The 18,455-nt window shown below is 39.1% G+C and carries 12 protein-coding genes; 4 read left to right on the top strand and 8 right to left on the bottom strand.

Going from position 1 to position 18,455, the window contains the following annotated elements; genetic code table 11:
• The 5 genes from Q1R07_RS08395 to Q1R07_RS08415 form a co-directional block, all read right to left on the bottom strand.
• A partial coding sequence (locus tag Q1R07_RS08395) for a hypothetical protein (protein ID WP_300488517.1) occupies window positions 1-675 on the bottom strand: 675 nt, incomplete at its 3' end.
• Between the two features lie 11 nt (window positions 676-686).
• Window positions 687-1,409, bottom strand: a complete 723-nt coding sequence (locus tag Q1R07_RS08400) for a hypothetical protein (protein WP_300488520.1) — start codon at window positions 1,407-1,409, stop codon at window positions 687-689.
• A 9-nt stretch (window positions 1,410-1,418) separates the two neighbouring features.
• Window positions 1,419-4,814 carry a VWA domain-containing protein gene (locus tag Q1R07_RS08405; RefSeq protein ID WP_300488523.1) on the bottom strand — a complete coding sequence of 1,132 codons (3,396 nt, stop codon included), beginning with the start codon at window positions 4,812-4,814 and terminating at the stop codon, window positions 1,419-1,421.
• Between the two features lie 65 nt (window positions 4,815-4,879).
• Entirely contained in the window at window positions 4,880-10,471 is a 5,592-nt protein-coding gene (locus Q1R07_RS08410) for a hypothetical protein (RefSeq protein ID WP_300488526.1), read from the bottom strand.
• Window positions 10,468-11,076 (bottom strand): hypothetical protein, encoded by a 609-nt coding sequence (locus Q1R07_RS08415; RefSeq protein ID WP_300488529.1) that lies wholly within the window; start codon window positions 11,074-11,076, stop codon window positions 10,468-10,470. Before Q1R07_RS08415 ends, Q1R07_RS08410 begins: the two co-directional genes overlap by 4 nt.
• 568 nt (window positions 11,077-11,644) lie before the next feature.
• Between Q1R07_RS08415 and bioB the strand changes: the two genes are divergently transcribed.
• From bioB to Q1R07_RS08430, 3 genes are all read left to right on the top strand, one after another.
• Window positions 11,645-12,745, top strand: coding sequence for a biotin synthase BioB (bioB, locus tag Q1R07_RS08420; RefSeq protein WP_300488532.1), 1,101 nt, complete (start codon window positions 11,645-11,647; stop codon window positions 12,743-12,745).
• Window positions 12,746-12,851: 106 nt separating this feature from the next.
• A complete protein-coding gene (locus Q1R07_RS08425) occupies window positions 12,852-13,721 on the top strand; it encodes a cupin-like domain-containing protein (protein WP_300488535.1) in 870 nt (289 codons plus the stop codon).
• A gap of 21 nt (window positions 13,722-13,742) precedes the next feature.
• Window positions 13,743-14,222, top strand: coding sequence for a regulatory protein RecX (locus Q1R07_RS08430; protein ID WP_300488538.1), 480 nt, complete (start codon window positions 13,743-13,745; stop codon window positions 14,220-14,222).
• A 1-nt stretch (window position 14,223) separates the two neighbouring features.
• On the opposite strand, the gene Q1R07_RS08435 is transcribed toward Q1R07_RS08430, so the two are convergent.
• Together Q1R07_RS08435 and bioA are read right to left on the bottom strand one after the other, a co-directional pair.
• Window positions 14,224-15,378 carry a beta-ketoacyl synthase N-terminal-like domain-containing protein gene (locus Q1R07_RS08435; RefSeq protein ID WP_300488541.1) on the bottom strand — a complete coding sequence of 385 codons (1,155 nt, stop codon included), beginning with the start codon at window positions 15,376-15,378 and terminating at the stop codon, window positions 14,224-14,226.
• A 23-nt stretch (window positions 15,379-15,401) separates the two neighbouring features.
• Window positions 15,402-16,682, bottom strand: a complete 1,281-nt coding sequence (gene bioA / locus Q1R07_RS08440) for an adenosylmethionine--8-amino-7-oxononanoate transaminase (protein ID WP_300488543.1) — start codon at window positions 16,680-16,682, stop codon at window positions 15,402-15,404.
• Between the two features lie 142 nt (window positions 16,683-16,824).
• On the opposite strand from bioA, the gene Q1R07_RS08445 reads away from it, so the two are divergent.
• Window positions 16,825-17,646 carry a hypothetical protein gene (locus tag Q1R07_RS08445; RefSeq protein ID WP_300488546.1) on the top strand — a complete coding sequence of 274 codons (822 nt, stop codon included), beginning with the start codon at window positions 16,825-16,827 and terminating at the stop codon, window positions 17,644-17,646.
• A gap of 72 nt (window positions 17,647-17,718) precedes the next feature.
• Here Q1R07_RS08445 and bioD read toward each other — a convergent pair whose 3' ends face one another.
• Window positions 17,719-18,336, bottom strand: a complete 618-nt coding sequence (bioD, locus tag Q1R07_RS08450) for a dethiobiotin synthase (RefSeq protein WP_300488549.1) — start codon at window positions 18,334-18,336, stop codon at window positions 17,719-17,721.
• Between the last annotated feature and the right edge of the window lie 119 nt (window positions 18,337-18,455).

An 18,455-nucleotide genomic window follows, 5' to 3' on the forward strand; every position in this document is an offset into this window, starting at 1 on the left:
TTCATATTCCGTCGCTGGTGCGTCATTATAACGCGTCCAGTTGATTTCCAGTTCTTCGGCACCATCACTTACATTGTTAACCACCATTTCCGACATTCCATTGTATTTAATGAGTCTTTTCGAAACCGGATTAACCGTTGTATTTTTGATATTGTAATAACGATCCGTTTTAAAACGAAGCTGAAGATAGGCCGTAGAATTACTAACTGTAGGAATAATTTGTCCCGACAAATCTCTGTACACTACCTCTTCTACCACTACATCCGCTCTATGAATACCCGGCAACTTATAAACCGCATAATCGTCGAATTTCACGCCCTCAGTCAGGTTGTCGTGTACAATTTTCAACTTAACAGCATAACCCGCCACTTGTCCATTTTGGTTATTATAGGGTATAACTCCCAATTTCACCTCGCAAGAATATTGTGCCTGATAAGCCGGCTGATTCGTTACAAGATCCTTGAAACCAAAATGAATATATACCGCAGGATCAATAGATGTAAAAACATTCTGCTGATTCAAAGAGCCATATTTCGGGTCGGTAATGCTTAGCGTTGGCAAACTATGCAACTGGCTACCCGAGGTAATAGCACCCAAAGTTTCTTCCTGTTGCCCGAAAACAAACGCTGTAAATAGTGTAAATACTAAAATAAATAAACGCTTAGGGATATACATATATCTGATTTTTATTTTATATTATTAGAAACAATTCGTTGATCAATTATTTCGTATTTTTTAAACCGTTGAGCCAAAACAATGCTATTCTTGTTAGAGAAAGAAAGATAGTTTTGTGTATTAATAACCGTAGGAGGAATTGCTTTTCTGCTATAATCGCTATAAACCACTTCCAGTCTCGGATAGTTAACATCTGTTCCTTTATAATCCTTGGAAAAATTAATTCCCGTGTTATAGTAAAAGATCTGTTTTTGTATAAAATAGTTCTTTGACACGTTTAAAATGATCTTGGAATAGGTCAATCCGGAATGAGTTTTGGGTTCCAGACTGATTTCCCAATAGGTTTTATAATCTTTAAACGAATTCAGTTTACACAATTCAAATACTTTATTAAAATCGGCTTCACCGAAATAATTGGCAACCGGATTCGTAACCACAATAGCGTTTTCGGAGTGGCTGACTTTTATATTGGTTTTCTTCGTATTAATAATCTCCGTATCGTTGATTTTAATGTAAACCTCGTTCGCCGCATTTTTATAAAAGACTCCTTTATAATTTTCTTCCACCTTAGTCGACTTATGATCTTTGAACAGTTTATAATCGGTTTTATACTGTAGTGGTTCTGCAATACTGTATCCGGCTGTAATTTTTTTCAAAACCTCTCCTACGGTTTGTGCCTGAACCAGACACCCCATAAAAAGGATGGAAACGGATGTGATGATTTTATTTACCATGACTATCCTTTAGTTTTTAATTACACTTCCGGAACGGGTTTCCTGAATGGTTTTCACACCTCTTTCCGTTTCTTTTTTAATACGAACCAGTCCGCCTTCATTGTCATACTCATAAAAAGTAGCGTAGTTATTATCGTCTAATTCCGACATCAACTTAAAGGTTTCCGGATCGTATACAAATGATTTCATACTACCTTTTAAAGGATGCACGCGTATATCATCAAAATAAACCGGAATACTCGGGCTGTTATTCGTTAGCTCAACTCCAATTGAAATCGTATTGTTGATAGCGCTTGTTTCAGAATACGGAATCTTAAACTTGGTAAAGATGCGTTGCCATCCGTCGATAATTTCACCGGAAGGTGTCGCTGTGATTCTTGTTATTTCGTGTTGTGGCAATGCCTGTTTATTGTGATAAAAAATCAGTGTAATCGCAGGGTTTACAAATGTTTTAAGTTGTTCATTTGTCTCTTCTTTTGCCCAGGCACTTAAGATATATTCCTTTCCGGGTTCCGGTTGGAACGAGTAACAATCTTCACAAAAATCTTTTGTAATGGAGATACCACATGAGATTTGACTGTCTACCAATTTCTCCGAAAGGTAACGATCGTCTGAACCCAGGATATTAAAGTTATCATGACCATAATAATCGGCTGGTTTAAAGTAATCGATACTCGCTACCGGGAATTGATCTGCTGGATAACCCAATAAGAATTTTAACGACTTTCTAAGACGTGATTCGGCTTGTGTTTGAATTACATCGGTATGTTCAACCGGAGCAACTCGGGCGAAATCGTTAGTTCCCAAAGCAGGTGCTACCAAAGCCGGATTTAAATTAGGATCCTGGTTTTGCGCCATTCGCTGACTTACTACCGTTTCCGAATCCACATAGAAACCGTTTTCGATTCCCAGTACATATAAATGCGGAGCATTTGGATTTAATGAAGTTGTTGGATTCGCCGGATTTCTATAATTATCAAATGATTTCATCGTGTTAACCAAATTCGCAACATTGGACGTCTGACAACCATCGGTGATCATAATAACCCCTTTAGGTTTCATCGAGGTGCTTAATGCTTTGTCCAAAGCACTTTTCCAGTAATCGGAACCATGACTGATACCTGTTTGACCGTATCGGGCACCAAAACTGTTAATCCAGTTATTAAATTGATTTAAAGTCGAACCGTTTGTAATTTTAACCTGCATGATGGCATCAGCTCTGTTGTAGGTATCACTGTCAGACATACCGATCAGGGAAACATAGATATTGGTTCCTAAATTATCATTCGTATCGGCTTGTTGCTGTACAAATGCTTTTAGTTGTTTTCTGATTTTTCGGATTTCGGTATCATCAAGCGATCCGGATTCGTCCACTACGATTGCCACGTGTGACATACAGTACAAATCGTCCGGACATAAATTGATATGCTTAACCTTTCCAACCGTATTATTTGACGAACCGTTACTGAAAGTCGTTTTAAATGTCGCCTGCATATCCGGAGCAACAAAATTATTGAACTCCACATTCGTAATACTTAAATTACTTAGAAGCGGAACCACCACGTCATATTGTGAACCGTGTGGATTAAAGGAGAATGAAATCGAACCTCCTGAATTGGCAAAGTTGTAAATTTTAGGGCTCGGATCCGTAACATAGGGCGCCAAAGCCGTTAACTCCGTACAAGTATATCCATTAGGCACACTCGCAGTAGGAAGTGTTCTTAATTTATTGATCAAATTAAGGAACAAGTTTTTAATTACCGGAGCATTTGGATTTGTTGTCGTACAATATACTGGTGTTGCCGGACAAAAATCGATATGCTTCACCGTATGATTCGGCTCCATCACACCCGTATTATAAAGCACCGGAATTGTCGAAACTAAATTGGGCGATGAATATCCGGCCAAATCGATACCGGTTACAGTGGTATTTGGCGTAAATCGTAGCGATACATCATAATCGGAACCATGATTTGTAAATGAAAAACGGAAATACTCGTTGTGACTTGTAAAATGCGCGTTGTAAATTTTCGGATTCGGATCGGAGATATACGGTACTAATGCACTCAATTGCGGTGGAAAATACCCATCCGGAATCATACCATCGGTTACCATTTTTGTAACCAAATGGTTTATTAAATTAAGATATAAGTATTTTACAATTACGGTATTCGGATTATTGGAAGCACAGAAGTTACTACAATTCTGAACCGTAAACTGCTGTTCAACCGAGAAGACACATCCACTATCATAATTCATAACATCTATATAAATCGTGTAGGTACCCGCTTCCAGCGCATTGATATACACCTCATTGCCGCCGCTATACGTACCGGTATATACGGTAGCGCCACTTGAATTTAGAATCGCGATACTATAATCGGCACTCGCCATAGAAGGGTAGAAAGTCGCCTTAATAAATTGTCCGGCGCATAACGCTTCCAGTCCGGAAGAACTTGACAAAATCATTCGGTTTTTTTCGTTACAAACCGGTAATCTGTCCGGGCAGAAATCGACGTGCATCACTTCAAACCGTTTTAAATAGATTTTATAGCCCGGATAAATCTCAGAATAATCACCTTGTAAATCCAAATAATGTCCTGAATCGGAATAACCACTTAAATCAATATCAAAATTAACATTGGCGATATCCGAAAAACTACCGGAAAGCCAAACATCATGCTCACCGTGATCTCCTGTAAAAGAGAAACGCATTTCCGTTAGAACAGTATTCGAAGGATCGAAAGCGGAAACAAAATGTGTAATCTTAGGATTCGGATCCGTAATAAACGGTTTTAGTGCGTTAAATTCCGGTGGGTTACTTCCTTCAATCTGATAATCCGGTACACCACTATTCTTGGCGTTAACCAGGTATTTTATAAACTTCAGGAATATATTTTTTACTATCGGTGAATTTGGATTATCTCTGGTACACGATTCCCAACGTTTTCTTTCGGTTGTTACAGCCGTTGTATTATCCGCAACCGCTACCTTTTCCACTTTTGCATCAGCAACACGCTTAGTTGCTGTTTCTTTTGCCACCTTTGGAGCTTCGTCCATATATTTAGGCAGCTCTCCCAATGGTTCCAATAGATCTTCGGCTAGTTCGCCGGTTACGTTGTTACCATTAATTAAAAAACGAGTCAACGCCTGAAATGCGTCCGGGTCTGCTTTTAATTCCCCTTCAAGATTATTGTCATTTAAAACGATATCGGTAACATGGCCGTCTTTAACGGTAATACCATACCATCCTGTTTTCTTTGCAGCATCCCAGGAAGTCACAACCGATTTAGGATTCGTAACATCCCAACCCTTATTGTTTTTCCATTTCTTACCATTAGTACTGTTATATATATCGATCAGTGCCTGTTTTTCTTCCGGAGTAACCTGAGCCAAAACAGTCATGCCAGACAATAGTAAAAACACTATTAAAACTAAATTTTTCAATTTTATACGAATCATCTCTACTACTATTTTTTAATGACTTTAGCTAATTCTTTTTGTACCGGTTTTACTTTGGCCACTGGACTACTTGGCACATCAATACAGGAAACCACCTGTTTTTTAAGCAGTGCTTTTTTACCGGCTTCAATTTTCAAACTTTTTCTACCGGTATGCGATTGTTTCGACGAAACAGTTACTTCATTTGGTACAAGTAATCCCTGGAAATTAAAGTGCGCTGATGTCAGACAGGTAGAGAAATCATAATCTTCAAATCCGTCAAAAGCCATTTCTTTATATTTTGCATTAGATGCCACCGCGATCGGGAATCGGTTATTATAACCGAAGAACGCCGATGAATAACGATTTAACGCATCTTTGTTTTCTACTTCCTGACCATATGGGTTGAACTGTGTTATTTCTGATGCAAAAGTCCATTTACCAAAGTTGGAATACAGTGCATTCTTCTCCCATCTCCCAGTAAAAGCATTATAAACATAGAACGACTCATAATTGTTGAAGAAACCTGTTTTTCGCAGTGTAGGGTTCAGATCATTCGTATTATCGGTAAAATTTCTTCCGGTTAAATACGCATACGATTTGTTGGCTCTCCAGTTTCCTAAAACATTATACAAATATGGATTGTACGAGTTTGCGGCGATATCATCCGGGTCACTGGTATTATTGTCTTTTTCATATTCAAAAACAAGGTTATGTCCACTGTCATAGGTCATCTTTGGTAAATCACATTCACATTGTGCTGCCCAGATATTACTGTATTCTACTGCCGATGCATTTACGATTCTGTAATCGTTAAATGTTGACGAGTAAAATGGGTTGCTTCCGATGTTTGATTTCATCGATACCATCTGATTATTTCCGTTATACGTGTAAAGCGGATTTTTAGTCGATGTTATTGCTGACATGGAGTCTTCCAACCTGTTTCGATATCCGGATCGGATGATCTTAATACTACCATTAATGATATTATCCCTGGTGATACGCAAACCATTGCGATCAATCATCATAAATTCATTTCCGATTTCTTTATTTTGAACTACCCAGGCGAAAAATGTCTGGTCTTGTTCCGATCGGTTGATTCCATTAACCCACACTTCATCACCATCCATTAAATATTTGGCTGCACTATAACCACCATCCATTTTATATTTATCGGTGTTATTTATATTGGAAATAGCACATTCCATTCCGATATTTTTCGCTACCTGCCCCATTCCTTTATACGACCAGTATGCCGGGAAATTAAAGCTGTAATAATTATCGTTATATTCATTTGTCGTTTCCGTTAACAGTACTTGTCCGGTATCGGCATCCCATGCGCTATTTTTCGTGGACACTTTAGATCCGACATCATACACTACTTTTTCGGATAAAATACCACTACTATGAATCACTTTTGTAGTTACAGCAGTTCGGATCTGATTTTCATGTTTCGAATAACTCGGTAATGGAACCGGTATAACCACAAAAACCAGAAACAACGGAATACCGGCAGTATTAAAGTGAATACCGGCCGTTTGTGTTACCGATTTACTTTCTCTAAAATCGTTGATTACGTCATAATCTACTCCTACCAGTTTTGAACTAATATTTCCGGAACCATCAACGGTAGTAACCACGTTGTTTAGTTTCCCCTGACTTTTAGGTGCATTTGGATTTTCTCTGTATTTATAATCCACTCCGGAGATAAAAGCAAGTTGTCCTTCGGCATAGACACGTTGGCTCTTCATCTTACCATCCATATCATTGGTATGGATCGAGTATCCCTGAGACAATGTTAAATGATCTCTAACATTGATTTTTAACAAGCTTGCCAGGATATCCGATTTATCATATTTCGATGACATAGGCGTATAGTTAACCACAGTAGGGAAATCGTAAGTCGTATAGAATTCGGTTACCACCTGTCCTGTAGCATGTCGTTTTACCATACCCGGATCCCGTGGCCCTAACGATTTCCCCCTTGGAAGGTTTTTAACCACTACCCTACTATAGGTAATTTTCGGTGACGGGAAAAACGATTCTCCAAAAGGTTTTTCGACATAGTTTTCCGTTTCAGGACCTAATAATAAACTTTTGCTTGTTTTATCATAAAATGGCTCTACAAATGGATTTTCTTTAGCCCCAATCGGCTCATAGCTTGCTACTCCCGATGTTTTACCTTGTTCCGTTTTATAGGTATATACCTGACCGTAATATTGTTTATATAATTCATCACTTGGGTTATCGGTCATGATTTGCCATTCGTCATGCATTTTAACTTCTTTCACACGACTACCGCCACCGATTTTTTCACGGTTCGGTTGCATTAAACGAATCCATGATTTTCCGGAGATAAATTTGCTGGCAATTCCTTTTTCTTTTAGTTTCCCGTTTGGACTTTTGAAAATATCCAACAACGTTGGAATCCAACCGATAAGTTCCATCACAACACCTTCAAGATTGTTGGTGTCTTCCTCATTATTCATACTATAAACCACACGGTTTAGGTTTTGTCTTCCGAAATACCAACCCGCTTTTGATATCGGGTTCACTTCCGGATTACCACCGTCTCCCTGGTTTACCATTTCAATTTTAATAGACGCATAACTGTCACCGTTACCGTCCTGAATAAAGTTATACGTTTGATTTTTGACCACGTTTAGATAACCCGTCACATAATCGTATTTGGCATTATCATTTGGCGCCATATTCACTAAAAACCTAAAATAAATTGGGTCATTTTGTATTGGCTTGATATAACGCTCATGGAAGTCTTGAAAATTAGAGTCGTCTAATTTGATGTACAAATAACGCGAAGGGTTAAATGATTCATATAGTTTTGTATTGTTTAACTGACTTAGGGATGTTAATGGCGCCTGACCGGCTCCCACCACTTTAAACATTTCCATCACATCTCGATCCTGAACATGAGCATAATCATCAGCTTCATAATTCAACTCTATTCTACCACCCGATGGCAAACTAACGTTGTTTAATAACCAGGCAGAAGCATATTGATCTGCAGCAGTCCTGTCTTTTTGATCCACATATCCGAATTCGGCATTAGATAATGCATCGTTTGTTCCGCAACCTACATTCGCCGCAACTGGCTTGTAATTCCCCCATATATCATAGGCCTTCATATCGTAAGAAGGATTATACCCATAATTAAAGGTATAAGGTGTGTATTTACCCATATTGGATTTCTTATAGGTAAAATATACTTTTTTAAGTGTTAGTTTTCCTTTTTGACCATCGTAAGCGCCTCCCGACATATTTGCGTTTTCGTGGTTTTCAACTCCCTGACACAAACTATAATCGTATTCAAAATGGGCTACTTTAATAGGTGTAGCCGCTGTAGGATTGGCTAAATATTCCGGTTTCGAATACAATGAAATCTTATCCAGTTTATACGACTTCGAATCCAATCCGATACCTCCGTTTTCACCTTTTACACCGTAAGCGTCTTTACGTGGTGAGATCTCAAAAATAGCAACGTGTGTTTTCGTTTCGATTTTTTTGATATAAAGCATTTCTTTTTCACCGTACTGATAGTTTCCTTTGTTATCCTTTTTACTGGAACGTAAACCTTCATCATAATTGGCTACATTTTCTTTAAACGGAATACGCCATTTATAGGGTTGTGTATTATTATAGGTAAACTTCGTATAAGTCCCTAAATCGTCATCGGTAGGACCGTCATCTTTTAAATCCTGATAATCGGATGACAAAACAGACGTCAATAAATACGTATGTGCATAAGCCGGAGTTGTAACCCTGTTAAAATACTGGTCACCGTCTTTACTGTTATTGGCTGAGTTATCACTACCCGGGTTATAATTTACCAATCCTTTGGAACAGTTTACACCCGGATTACTTCCTACATCAAACGTAGCTTCTCTCTTTATGGAGTTATATGCCGCACGTCCAAAGATATAGCGATCGCCTCCTTCTTGTATAATTCGTACCTCAGAAGTATGATGATCGTGTTTTCCTGCTAACGAGTACGGGCTAAATTGCGTTTTAAAACCAAATTTTTGCGCTTCCGTACGGGTTAACTTTTGGATAACCTGATTTCTGTTTAAACGTCCTTCTCTTTTTACATAGCTGGCGTTCTGTATATAACTACCGTTTCTGGAATAATTCAGAATAGTATTCCTTGAAAACTTAGTCCCTCCAATTTCCAGTTTAATCGGATCATAACCTCCTAATTGCGTATTGAATAAGTTTAATTCTTTATCAACATGCTCTCCTCCGATATTTTTGAAGAACACTTTTTCATAATCCACTTTATTACCATTCACCTTCTCTCTAAATCGCGCCAAAGCCGGATTATTACTCATCCACAATCCTGTAGCACTATTACCTTTAGTAATCGTTGCATCGAAACCAAAGTGGACACCTCCACCGGCCCCAAATTCAAGACCTAAACTACCACCGTTGGTATCGTCTTGTATATAACTATCGTACACAAATCCCACCTGCGATTTATACGGACGGTACATTCCTGCTACCCCTTGTCCTTGAACACTATACAAATCGTATGTATTGTTCGTAACCGGTAATGATGTTGTATTTTTATTAAACGTTCTGTCTTTTTCTCTGTTAAAATCTAAGATATCAGCACTTCCGGCATTATAGCTATTTTCAAAACCATATCCTCTTTCTGTTTTATATTTTTCAGAACTTTTAATTCCCTGACTGGTTCGGTATCCGGAAAACTTCATTCCCGGTTCCACACCCCAAAACTCTCCTTCCACATTCATACCAAACATATAGTTGGACGACACCATTCCAACACGTTTTGTAGGTGTAAAAGATACATCCGCAAACGACAAAGAGCCTGATAAATCTTGCTGATTCTTTATATATTTAAGATTATTGTTGTTTTTGGCTGCCTTATATGACATCGTCATTGTCTCCAATCCTTTTCGGCTATTTAAGCTCACCCCAAGACTCCCGGTTAAAGTATTTTCATTTTTATCTTTATCGGTTTTCTTTTTATTGAACGACACACTTGGCGATACCGAAACGCCTTCGGAAGAAGATGATTCCATATTCATCCCTACAGAAAGGTTATCACTGATTTGATAGCTCAAACCACCATTAACCGAGAATCCAAAACCATCGTAATTGTTATACTTCACACCAAGTCCGATACTTGGCATGGCCATTTCGCCAATACCAAATCCGGCAAGAAAGAGGTTTACATTCGACCCGATGGTCACATTGTCTTTCATGTTATTTTCATAGATCATCTCGTCTCCTTTGAAATCATCTGGCAAACCACGCATTTGTCGGTTAATCTGCCCTACGTTCAAATCCCAGCCTAAACCAACCCATGAGGCTTCCTGATCCATGGTAACTCCGGAATTGTATGCCAGATTTAACGGATAACCACCAACATCCATAATCGGGATATTATAGTTAAAATCACCGCTGGCCAGATCGACCATATCGGAAGTATCAATAGGTGTAAACGATTCAAACTCCGGTTGTGAAGGACCCGTGGTTAACGCATACGCTGCCATTGGCTGAACCATTTCTAAAAACAACATCATTGCTAAATAAATAGCAACGACTTTTGTAACCTTACTTGTTCTGATTTTTTGGATCATAATAATATTTCTGTAAATGTGTCTTTAAACTTAAATTTCAATGTTCCTTTGCGGAATAACTGGTCTTTATAAATCAATTGGATTTTTTCATTTGGATCAATTCCGGAAAAGAACAATACTATTTTCTGGAAAGGTGCTATTTTATAATTGCGCTCGTAGGAAACGCCATTACACGGTATTGTATCATTTTTGGAGGTAACCACATAAAAATCGTTATTGATAGCAAACGACATATATTTAACCGCATCGGCATAAGGCAATCCTGTAAATTGATCGGATAAAAGGTCTTTTTCCTGATCCTGTTGGAACGTAAATTCAACTACCCGCTCCTGTTTGTTGGCTTCATAAAGTGAATCCACTTTAAACAGATCGGTTGTTCCCTGGTCTTTTAAAATGTAATATTGAATGGGCACTTCGGTAGCCGTAAAATTAATATCGTCTACTTTTTGAGAATATTCGCGCGACTTCCAGCCGATTTTCTCTAACTGAAAATAACGGGAACGGATTTCTGAGTCATCCCTACCCGTTGTGGTTGTCTTTTCTTTTTTACAGGAGCATAATGAAAAAACAAAAAATATAAAAAGTAGTTTTCTATACACTCGCATATTTTTTGTTTAGCTCAATAGGTGTTTTATTCTCAGCTCTTACCATTTCATTTTTAAATGAAACAATACGTGCTTTTTGAATAGCTTTTTTTGGTAAAATTCGGCGCATGCAATTAAAATATTGTTCTTTTCATTTTTTAATCTTAATCTGACAGCATCATCGTGGATGAAACTCGTATTTCTTAAATAAAATTCTACTTCTTATTCATTAAAGTCGATAAAAATGCACCTTTACACCTCCACATCTAAGACATTAATTACCACAAATTGATCTAATAACCACGTAGTACTACGTAAGATCAATTGTTAAATTTCACACAAATGTAAAATTTTATTTCAAAGAAAAAAGCGGATGATGTAAAAATTATACCACTATTTCATCTTTTTTTACAAAAAACATTACAAAAATTATCTTAAAACCCTTGTCAATCCTACAAAAGTTAAGATTCTCAAAACAAACCATAAAAAATAAAAAAATGCACCAATTGCATCAAAATTTGAAGGCAAACAAATTTTTTCTACTTAAACTCAAATTTCCTATTTTTGAAACATCAAAAAATGTTTAAGGATGAGTGCAACAAGACACAATTGGACCAAAGAAGAAATCATTGCCATATACAATAAACCATTAATGGATCTGCTTTATGAAGCAGCCACAATTCACCGAATCAATCACGACCAAAACACCGTTCAAGTATCGACCCTATTATCGATCAAGACCGGAGGATGTCCGGAAGATTGCGGATACTGTCCTCAGGCTGCGCGCTACCACACCAACGTCGAAGGTAATGACCTGATGTCGGTACAACAGGTAAAAGCACAGGCGTTACGTGCAAAATCAAGCGGTTCCTCCCGTGTTTGTATGGGAGCAGCGTGGCGAAACGTTAAAGACGGACCGGAATTTGATCAGGTATTGGAAATGGTGCGTACCATCAACAAATTGGATATGGAAGTTTGTTGTACATTGGGAATGCTTACGGAAAATCAGGCGCAACGTTTGGCTGAAGCTGGACTTTATGCCTACAACCACAACCTTGATACTTCGGAAGAATACTACAAAGAGGTTATCTCTACACGAGGATACGAAGACCGTTTGCAAACGATCGAAAACGTACGAAAAACCAATGTAACCGTTTGTAGCGGTGGTATTATCGGAATGGGAGAAAGTATCGAAGACAGAGCCGGAATGCTGGTAGCCTTATCGACTTTAAACCCACAACCGGAATCGGTACCAATTAACGCATTGGTAGCCGTAGAAGGAACTCCGATGGAAGAAGAAAAACCGGTTGAAATCTGGGAAATGATCCGTATGGTTGCCACAACCCGTATTGTTATGCCGGAAACCCAAGTACGTTTGTCTGCCGGAAGAACGCAAATGTCCAGAGAAGGTCAGGCGATGTGTTTCTTTGCAGGAGCCAATTCGATCTTTGCAGGAGATAAACTACTAACCACGCCAAATCCGGATGTAAACGAAGACATGAAGATGTTCCAGGAACTTGGTTTAGCACCACAAAAACCTTTTATTAAATTAATGCAACCAGAAACAGTAGAAGCCGAGGATTCCAAATTCCAGGCCTTGGGCGAAAAACCAAAATGGACCCGACCAGGACACTCAATCGAACGAAATCTGGAAGCTTCCATCAAAAACAAAAATCAGGAAACCGTTTAAATTTTAATTTAAAATAATTTCACAAAAAGATAAAGCTTTATTAACTTAGCTCCTGTTTGCAAAAAACAAATTAGGAGCTTTTTTTTTAAAATAATCTCATTGTATTATGCCTTTACATTTAACCGAAATTGAACGCGTAAAAACCATATCAAAAGAAGATTTTTACAAAAACTATGTAAAAAAGCAGAAACCACTAGTCATCGAACAACTGACAACCGACTGGCCCGCCTACGAAAAATGGAAGCTAAACTATATTAAAGACATTGCCGGCGACAAAACAGTACCACTATACGACGACAGGCCCGTATCCCATAAAGACGGATTCAACGAAGCTCATGCGACGATGAAAATGGCCGATTATATCGATCTGCTACAATCCAAACCAACCAACTACCGTATTTTCCTATACAATCTGATGAAAGAAGTACCATCCCTGCAAAAGGACTTTAAATGGCCGGATATTGGATTACGACTGGTTAAACAACTTCCGATGCTGTTTTTTGGAGGTGAAAATTCAAGAGTATTCATGCACTTTGATATTGATTATTCCAATATTTTACATTTCCATTTCAATGGAAAAAAACAGTGTATCCTTTTCGAACCAAACCAAACGCCTTATTTATACAAAATTCCACATGCTTTGATTTCGAGAGAAGATATCGATTTCGACAATCCGGATTTTGAAAAATGGCCGGCTTTAAAACACGCAAAAGGGCTTATCTGTAACCTAAATCATGGTGAAATGCTCTATATGCCGGAAGGATACTGGCACTATATGAAATACCTCACTCCCGGATTTTCGATGAGTTTACGGGCGTTTCCAAGAAGCATTTCCAATCTGTCAAAAGCCGCTTATAACGTATTCATCATGCGTCATTTCGACAACTTTATGCGAAGACGAAAAGGACAGCAATGGATCGACCATAAAAACGAGCAGGCGATTATTCAGACACATAAAAAACTAGGTATACAATAACATTTCAAAGCACATTAATTGATGCAGCACAAACACCAATACTACTCAATTGATGACGCCATAAAAAAACTGGAATATTATTGTGGTTATCAGGAGCGATGTCATGCGGAAGTAATTCAGAAACTACAGCAAATGCATATGATTCCGCAGGCTATCGACACAATAGTGGTACACCTGATCGAAAATAACTTTCTAAACGAAGAGCGTTTTGCCCGCAGTTTTGCCCGGGGAAAACACCGTATCAAAAAATGGGGAAAGCTCCGGATTGTTAACGAACTTAAATTCCGGGGCATCTCCAAATACAATATCGACAGTGCGCTAAAAGAATTCACTCCCGAAGAATATTTCGAAACTTTCGACACACTGGCCGATGCGACCTGGAATTCCATTAAAGAATCCAATCTCCTTAAAAAGAAAAAAAAGTTTTGTGATTCCCTACTTCGGAAAGGCTATGAATCCAATCTGATTTTCGAAAAATGCAGTGATTTAAGTGCGGAATAATTTATTTCGACAACAACACACTCACGGCATTACCGCCAAATCCTACAGCGTTGATCAATACTTTACGAATGGTTGCCGGTTTTGAAACCGGATTATCCCGAAAGGGGATTCCTACAAATTGCTGATATTGCAACATCAACACTGCCAGCTCTACACTTAATATTCCGGAGGAACCGAAAGTATGTCCGATTTTCCATTTATTAGTGGTTAGCATCGGCATATGATCACCAAATACTTTTTCGACGGCATTACGTTCCGACACATCTCCTTTTATCGTTCCCGGCGCATGGAGTACAATAGCGTCAACTTCTGTCGGATCAATCCCGTTTAAAGCCATTCGCATGGACTTCTGAAAACATTCCGCATCGGCAGATATAGAAACATTGTGCTGCAGCATTTCCGTAGCATAACCAATTCCCTCAATCCAGGCAAGTGCATTTACATTTTCACCGGTTTCCAGACAAGCCATAGCCGCGCCTTCACCAAGAACCATCGTATTACTTTTTTTATCGAGATCAAATGCTTTACAAGGATAGGAATCTTCTAAGGTTGAATAGATTTTCATTGCTTTTAATTGCGCCAGCGTAAAAGGCGTTAACGGCGCTTCACTTCCTCCAACAAGGAATTTATCGGCCATTCCGGATTGCAGCCAGGCAACACCATTTAAAAGCGCATGCAACGCCGTCGAACAGGTAATCGAATGCGAAATATCCGGGCCGTCGTTATTCAGGTCATTCGCCACCCACGAAGCGATATTCCCCAATGTAGTTGTAGGCGATGCCAATGTAGCCGTTGATCCGGTTTCTAAAAACTCACGGTGGTACTTTTCAAACAATTGCGTCGCGCCTCTGGACGAACCAATATTGATTCCAAAACGACCGTCATTCCAGCCCGCCTGCGCTACCGCTTTACGGGAAGCCGCAATAGCATACAAAACGGAATCATCCAAATTTTTATATTTTACATCCGAAAACCTCAGGGCTTCTATGCTTTGTTTCACATCGGCAGCAAGAGCCGCTACCGGAAATACGGAATCACCCACCGGCAAAAACCGGATATAACTTTCCGGATTCCCGTAGGCTTCCCAAATTGTAATCGGATCATCACCCAAAGGAGAAACGGATGCCAGGCCTGTTATCGCAATCTTGTTTTTCAACGTAAAAGTATTTGGGTGCAAAATTAAAACATATCCAACGCTTCCCCGACAATCTGGTACACTTTTTCAAGTTCGGCTTCCGAAATAATATACGGCGGCAGTATATATACAATATTCCCAACCGGACGTAATATGATTCCTTTTTCGATAAAGAAACGATACAGGGTATTTCTAAAATCTCCGTAATAACTATCCGATGAATCTCTCTTAAATTCCAGCGCGAAGATCACCCCCAAAACACGAGTAGTTTTTACCCGCGGATGATTTTTGACGCGCGCCTGAAAAGCCAGATGTTGCTGATGAATTCTCGCAATACCTTTTTGGATTTCTGTATCGGAAAGCAACTCCAAACTGGCCAATGCTGCCGCACAACCGGTTGGATTTGCCGTAAAAGTATGCCCGTGGAACAAAGCTTTATTCACATCATCGTCATAAAAACCATCGAACAACTCTTGTGTAAAGGTCGTTAATGCCATTGGAATCGTACCTCCGGTTAGTGCTTTGGAAAGACACATCATATCCGGTTGTTGTATCAGATAGTCGCAGGCGAAATTTTTTCCGGTTTTTCCAAATCCGGTCATCACTTCGTCGGCAATGGTAAATACACCGTATGCTTTACAACTTTGGATTAACTTATCGAGTTGCTCCGGTTCATACATCACCATACCGGCTGCACCCTGAACCAAAGGCTCAAAAATAAACCCGGCATATTCGTTGGTTTGCAACAAGGCATGCAACGCTTCGAAACTAGCCGCTTCATTACCCGGTGTTGGTACCGGAATTCGCGTTACCTGAATCATCGAGCCCTGGAAAGCCTCGGTAAAAAAAGAAATACCGCTGGCCGCCATAGCTGCAAACGTATCGCCATGAAAGGCGTTTTCGAAAGCGATGATTTTGGTTCGCTTTTCTCCTTTATTAAAATAATATTGTAAGGCGACTTTTAAAGCAACTTCGACCGCCGTAGATCCATTATCGGAAAAGAAAATCTTTCTCTGATTATCCGGTAATATTGGAATCAATTTTTCTGCCAGTGTCACCGCCGGTTCGTGTGTAAACCCACCAAAAAGTACGTGTTCCAGTGTCGTTAGCTGTTTGTAAATCGCATCGGCAATAACAGGATTGGAATGCCCATACGGATTGACCCACCACGAAGCAATAGCATCGATATATTCCTTTCCGTTTTCATCCCATAATAAAGCTCCTTTTCCTTTCGTTATAGCTATATGCGGATGCGCTGTTTTATGTTGGGTATACGGATGCCACAAATGATTTGCGTCGGCTTTTTGCAATCTGTTATTTTCCACTGTACACTTCTTTTTTTATATTTCGATTCTGTACTGCAAAGATAAAGCGCACTTTCGGATTACTTTTTGAAAACAAAAAAGTTTAACATTAAACCATTTATCGTTTTATTTGTCTAAAAAAAGAACCTTATCAGAAAAAATTATGAAAACAACTATTAAATTACTAACTCTTACTGCTTTGATGGCTATCTCCTGTAATAGTAACAGTGATAGTTCCGATACCGGTAGTACTCAAGACACCACTGTTGCAACGGATGCCAAAGCGCAAGCTTTTGAAGAAGATGTGGAAGGGATTAAAGAAGAAGTATTGGCCGGCGACGGTTATTACGCTTCTAAAAACGTAGACACGCAGCTACCTCCTTCAAGTTGCCGTGTGATCACTCAGGAGACACTAACCAACGGAGACAAAAAATTTAAAGTTGATTTTGGAACCGGATGCATCGACAACAATGGAGACAACCGCAGCGGAATCATTTATATTGTAGCACATAGAAATACGACAACCAACGAAATTACTGCCGCCATCACATTCGACAACTATTACATCAACAGTCATAAAATTGAAGGTACCATTAACGTCAGCAGAGTGGTTGTAAACAGCGTTCCAACCTTTACCCGCGAAACAAACATCAATATCATCCAGCCTTCCGGTGGCGGAACGATTCACCGAGAAGGAAGCTTTAACATCGAAAAGATTGGTGGTGTATCCACTCCATTGGTTTTCACAGATGATGTTTTCAGCATTAGAGGTAGCGCGTTAACCACCTTACCAAACGGAACCTTATTACATATGGAAATTACCGAACCGTTAATCCGAAACATCGGCTGTCCGGTTATCGTAAAAGGTAAAAAAACAATCACCAAAAATTCGCAAACCTTCACATTGGACTATGGTAACGGAAGTTGCGATGATATTGCAACCCTTACCCTTCCTGGTGGAACTGTAGTAACAATATACCTATAAAAAAAGGTCGCCTGCAAAGGCAACCTTACAATCAAAACCTGTCGGATTACTAAAACTGACAGGTTTTGTTTTTTATAAACCCAACAATGTTTCAGCAAACAAGTCGGCATATTCCTTAACCACGTTTTTATCGAAATAGGGTTCTTCATCGATTCGTCCCAGGAATTGAATCCCGGTACGATTTAAAATGATGGATTCCGAATCCGGGTTTTCTTTTCCGCTAAAAATAATTCCGGCGACAGCCAACCCTCTTGTCTTTAGAGCTTCGATTGTCAATAGCGTATGATTGATACTTCCCAAATAATGACGCGACACGACAACCACCTTATAATCCGGCTGGATCAGATCGATAATCGAATCCGTATCGTTTAATGGCACCAATACACCACCGGCACCTTCAATAACCAGGTGATTTTTCGTTTTCGGTTCTTTGATTTTTTTTAAATCGATAATCACATCGTCGATTTTTGCCGCCACATGCGGACTTGCCGGCGTATTTAAAGCATAAGCATTATCGAAAATCCGGGTTTTGGTATTCGATAATTTTTCTTTTATTTTATGACTATCGGAATAATCCAGATCACCCGCCTGAACCGGCTTCCAGTAATCGGCTTCCAAAGCCTCGGTTATAATAGTTGCGGCTACGGTTTTCCCCACATCGGTCCCGATACCTGTTACAAATAGTTTCATATTTTTTTATTTATCATTCTGATATTTCTATATATCTGAACGCTTTATTTCATATCTAAAATAAAAAAACCTCAGAGCAAGTCTGAGGTTATAATTTCTTTTTTTTAAGTGCAGCGTTA

Origin of the sequence: Flavobacterium sp., from assembly GCF_030146175.1 — a bacterium.
Lineage (GTDB): Bacteria > Bacteroidota > Bacteroidia > Flavobacteriales > Flavobacteriaceae > Flavobacterium.

Bases quoted from the DNA above. Each gene is read 5' to 3' on its own strand.
- Q1R07_RS08400 (WP_300488520.1), bottom strand. From the start codon at position 1,409: ATGGTAAATAAAATCATCACATCCGTTTCCATCCTTTTTATGGGGTGT.
- Q1R07_RS08405 (WP_300488523.1), bottom strand. From the start codon at position 4,814: ATGACTGTTTTGGCTCAGGTTACTCCGGAAGAAAAACAGGCACTGATC.
- Q1R07_RS08410 (WP_300488526.1), bottom strand. From the start codon at position 10,471: ATGATCCAAAAAATCAGAACAAGTAAGGTTACAAAAGTCGTTGCTATT.
- Q1R07_RS08415 (WP_300488529.1), bottom strand. From the start codon at position 11,076: ATGCGAGTGTATAGAAAACTACTTTTTATATTTTTTGTTTTTTCATTA.
- bioB (WP_300488532.1), top strand. From the start codon at position 11,645: ATGAGTGCAACAAGACACAATTGGACCAAAGAAGAAATCATTGCCATA.
- Q1R07_RS08425 (WP_300488535.1), top strand. From the start codon at position 12,852: ATGCCTTTACATTTAACCGAAATTGAACGCGTAAAAACCATATCAAAA.
- Q1R07_RS08430 (WP_300488538.1), top strand. From the start codon at position 13,743: ATGCAGCACAAACACCAATACTACTCAATTGATGACGCCATAAAAAAA.
- Q1R07_RS08445 (WP_300488546.1), top strand. From the start codon at position 16,825: ATGAAAACAACTATTAAATTACTAACTCTTACTGCTTTGATGGCTATC.
- bioD (WP_300488549.1), bottom strand. From the start codon at position 18,336: ATGAAACTATTTGTAACAGGTATCGGGACCGATGTGGGGAAAACCGTA.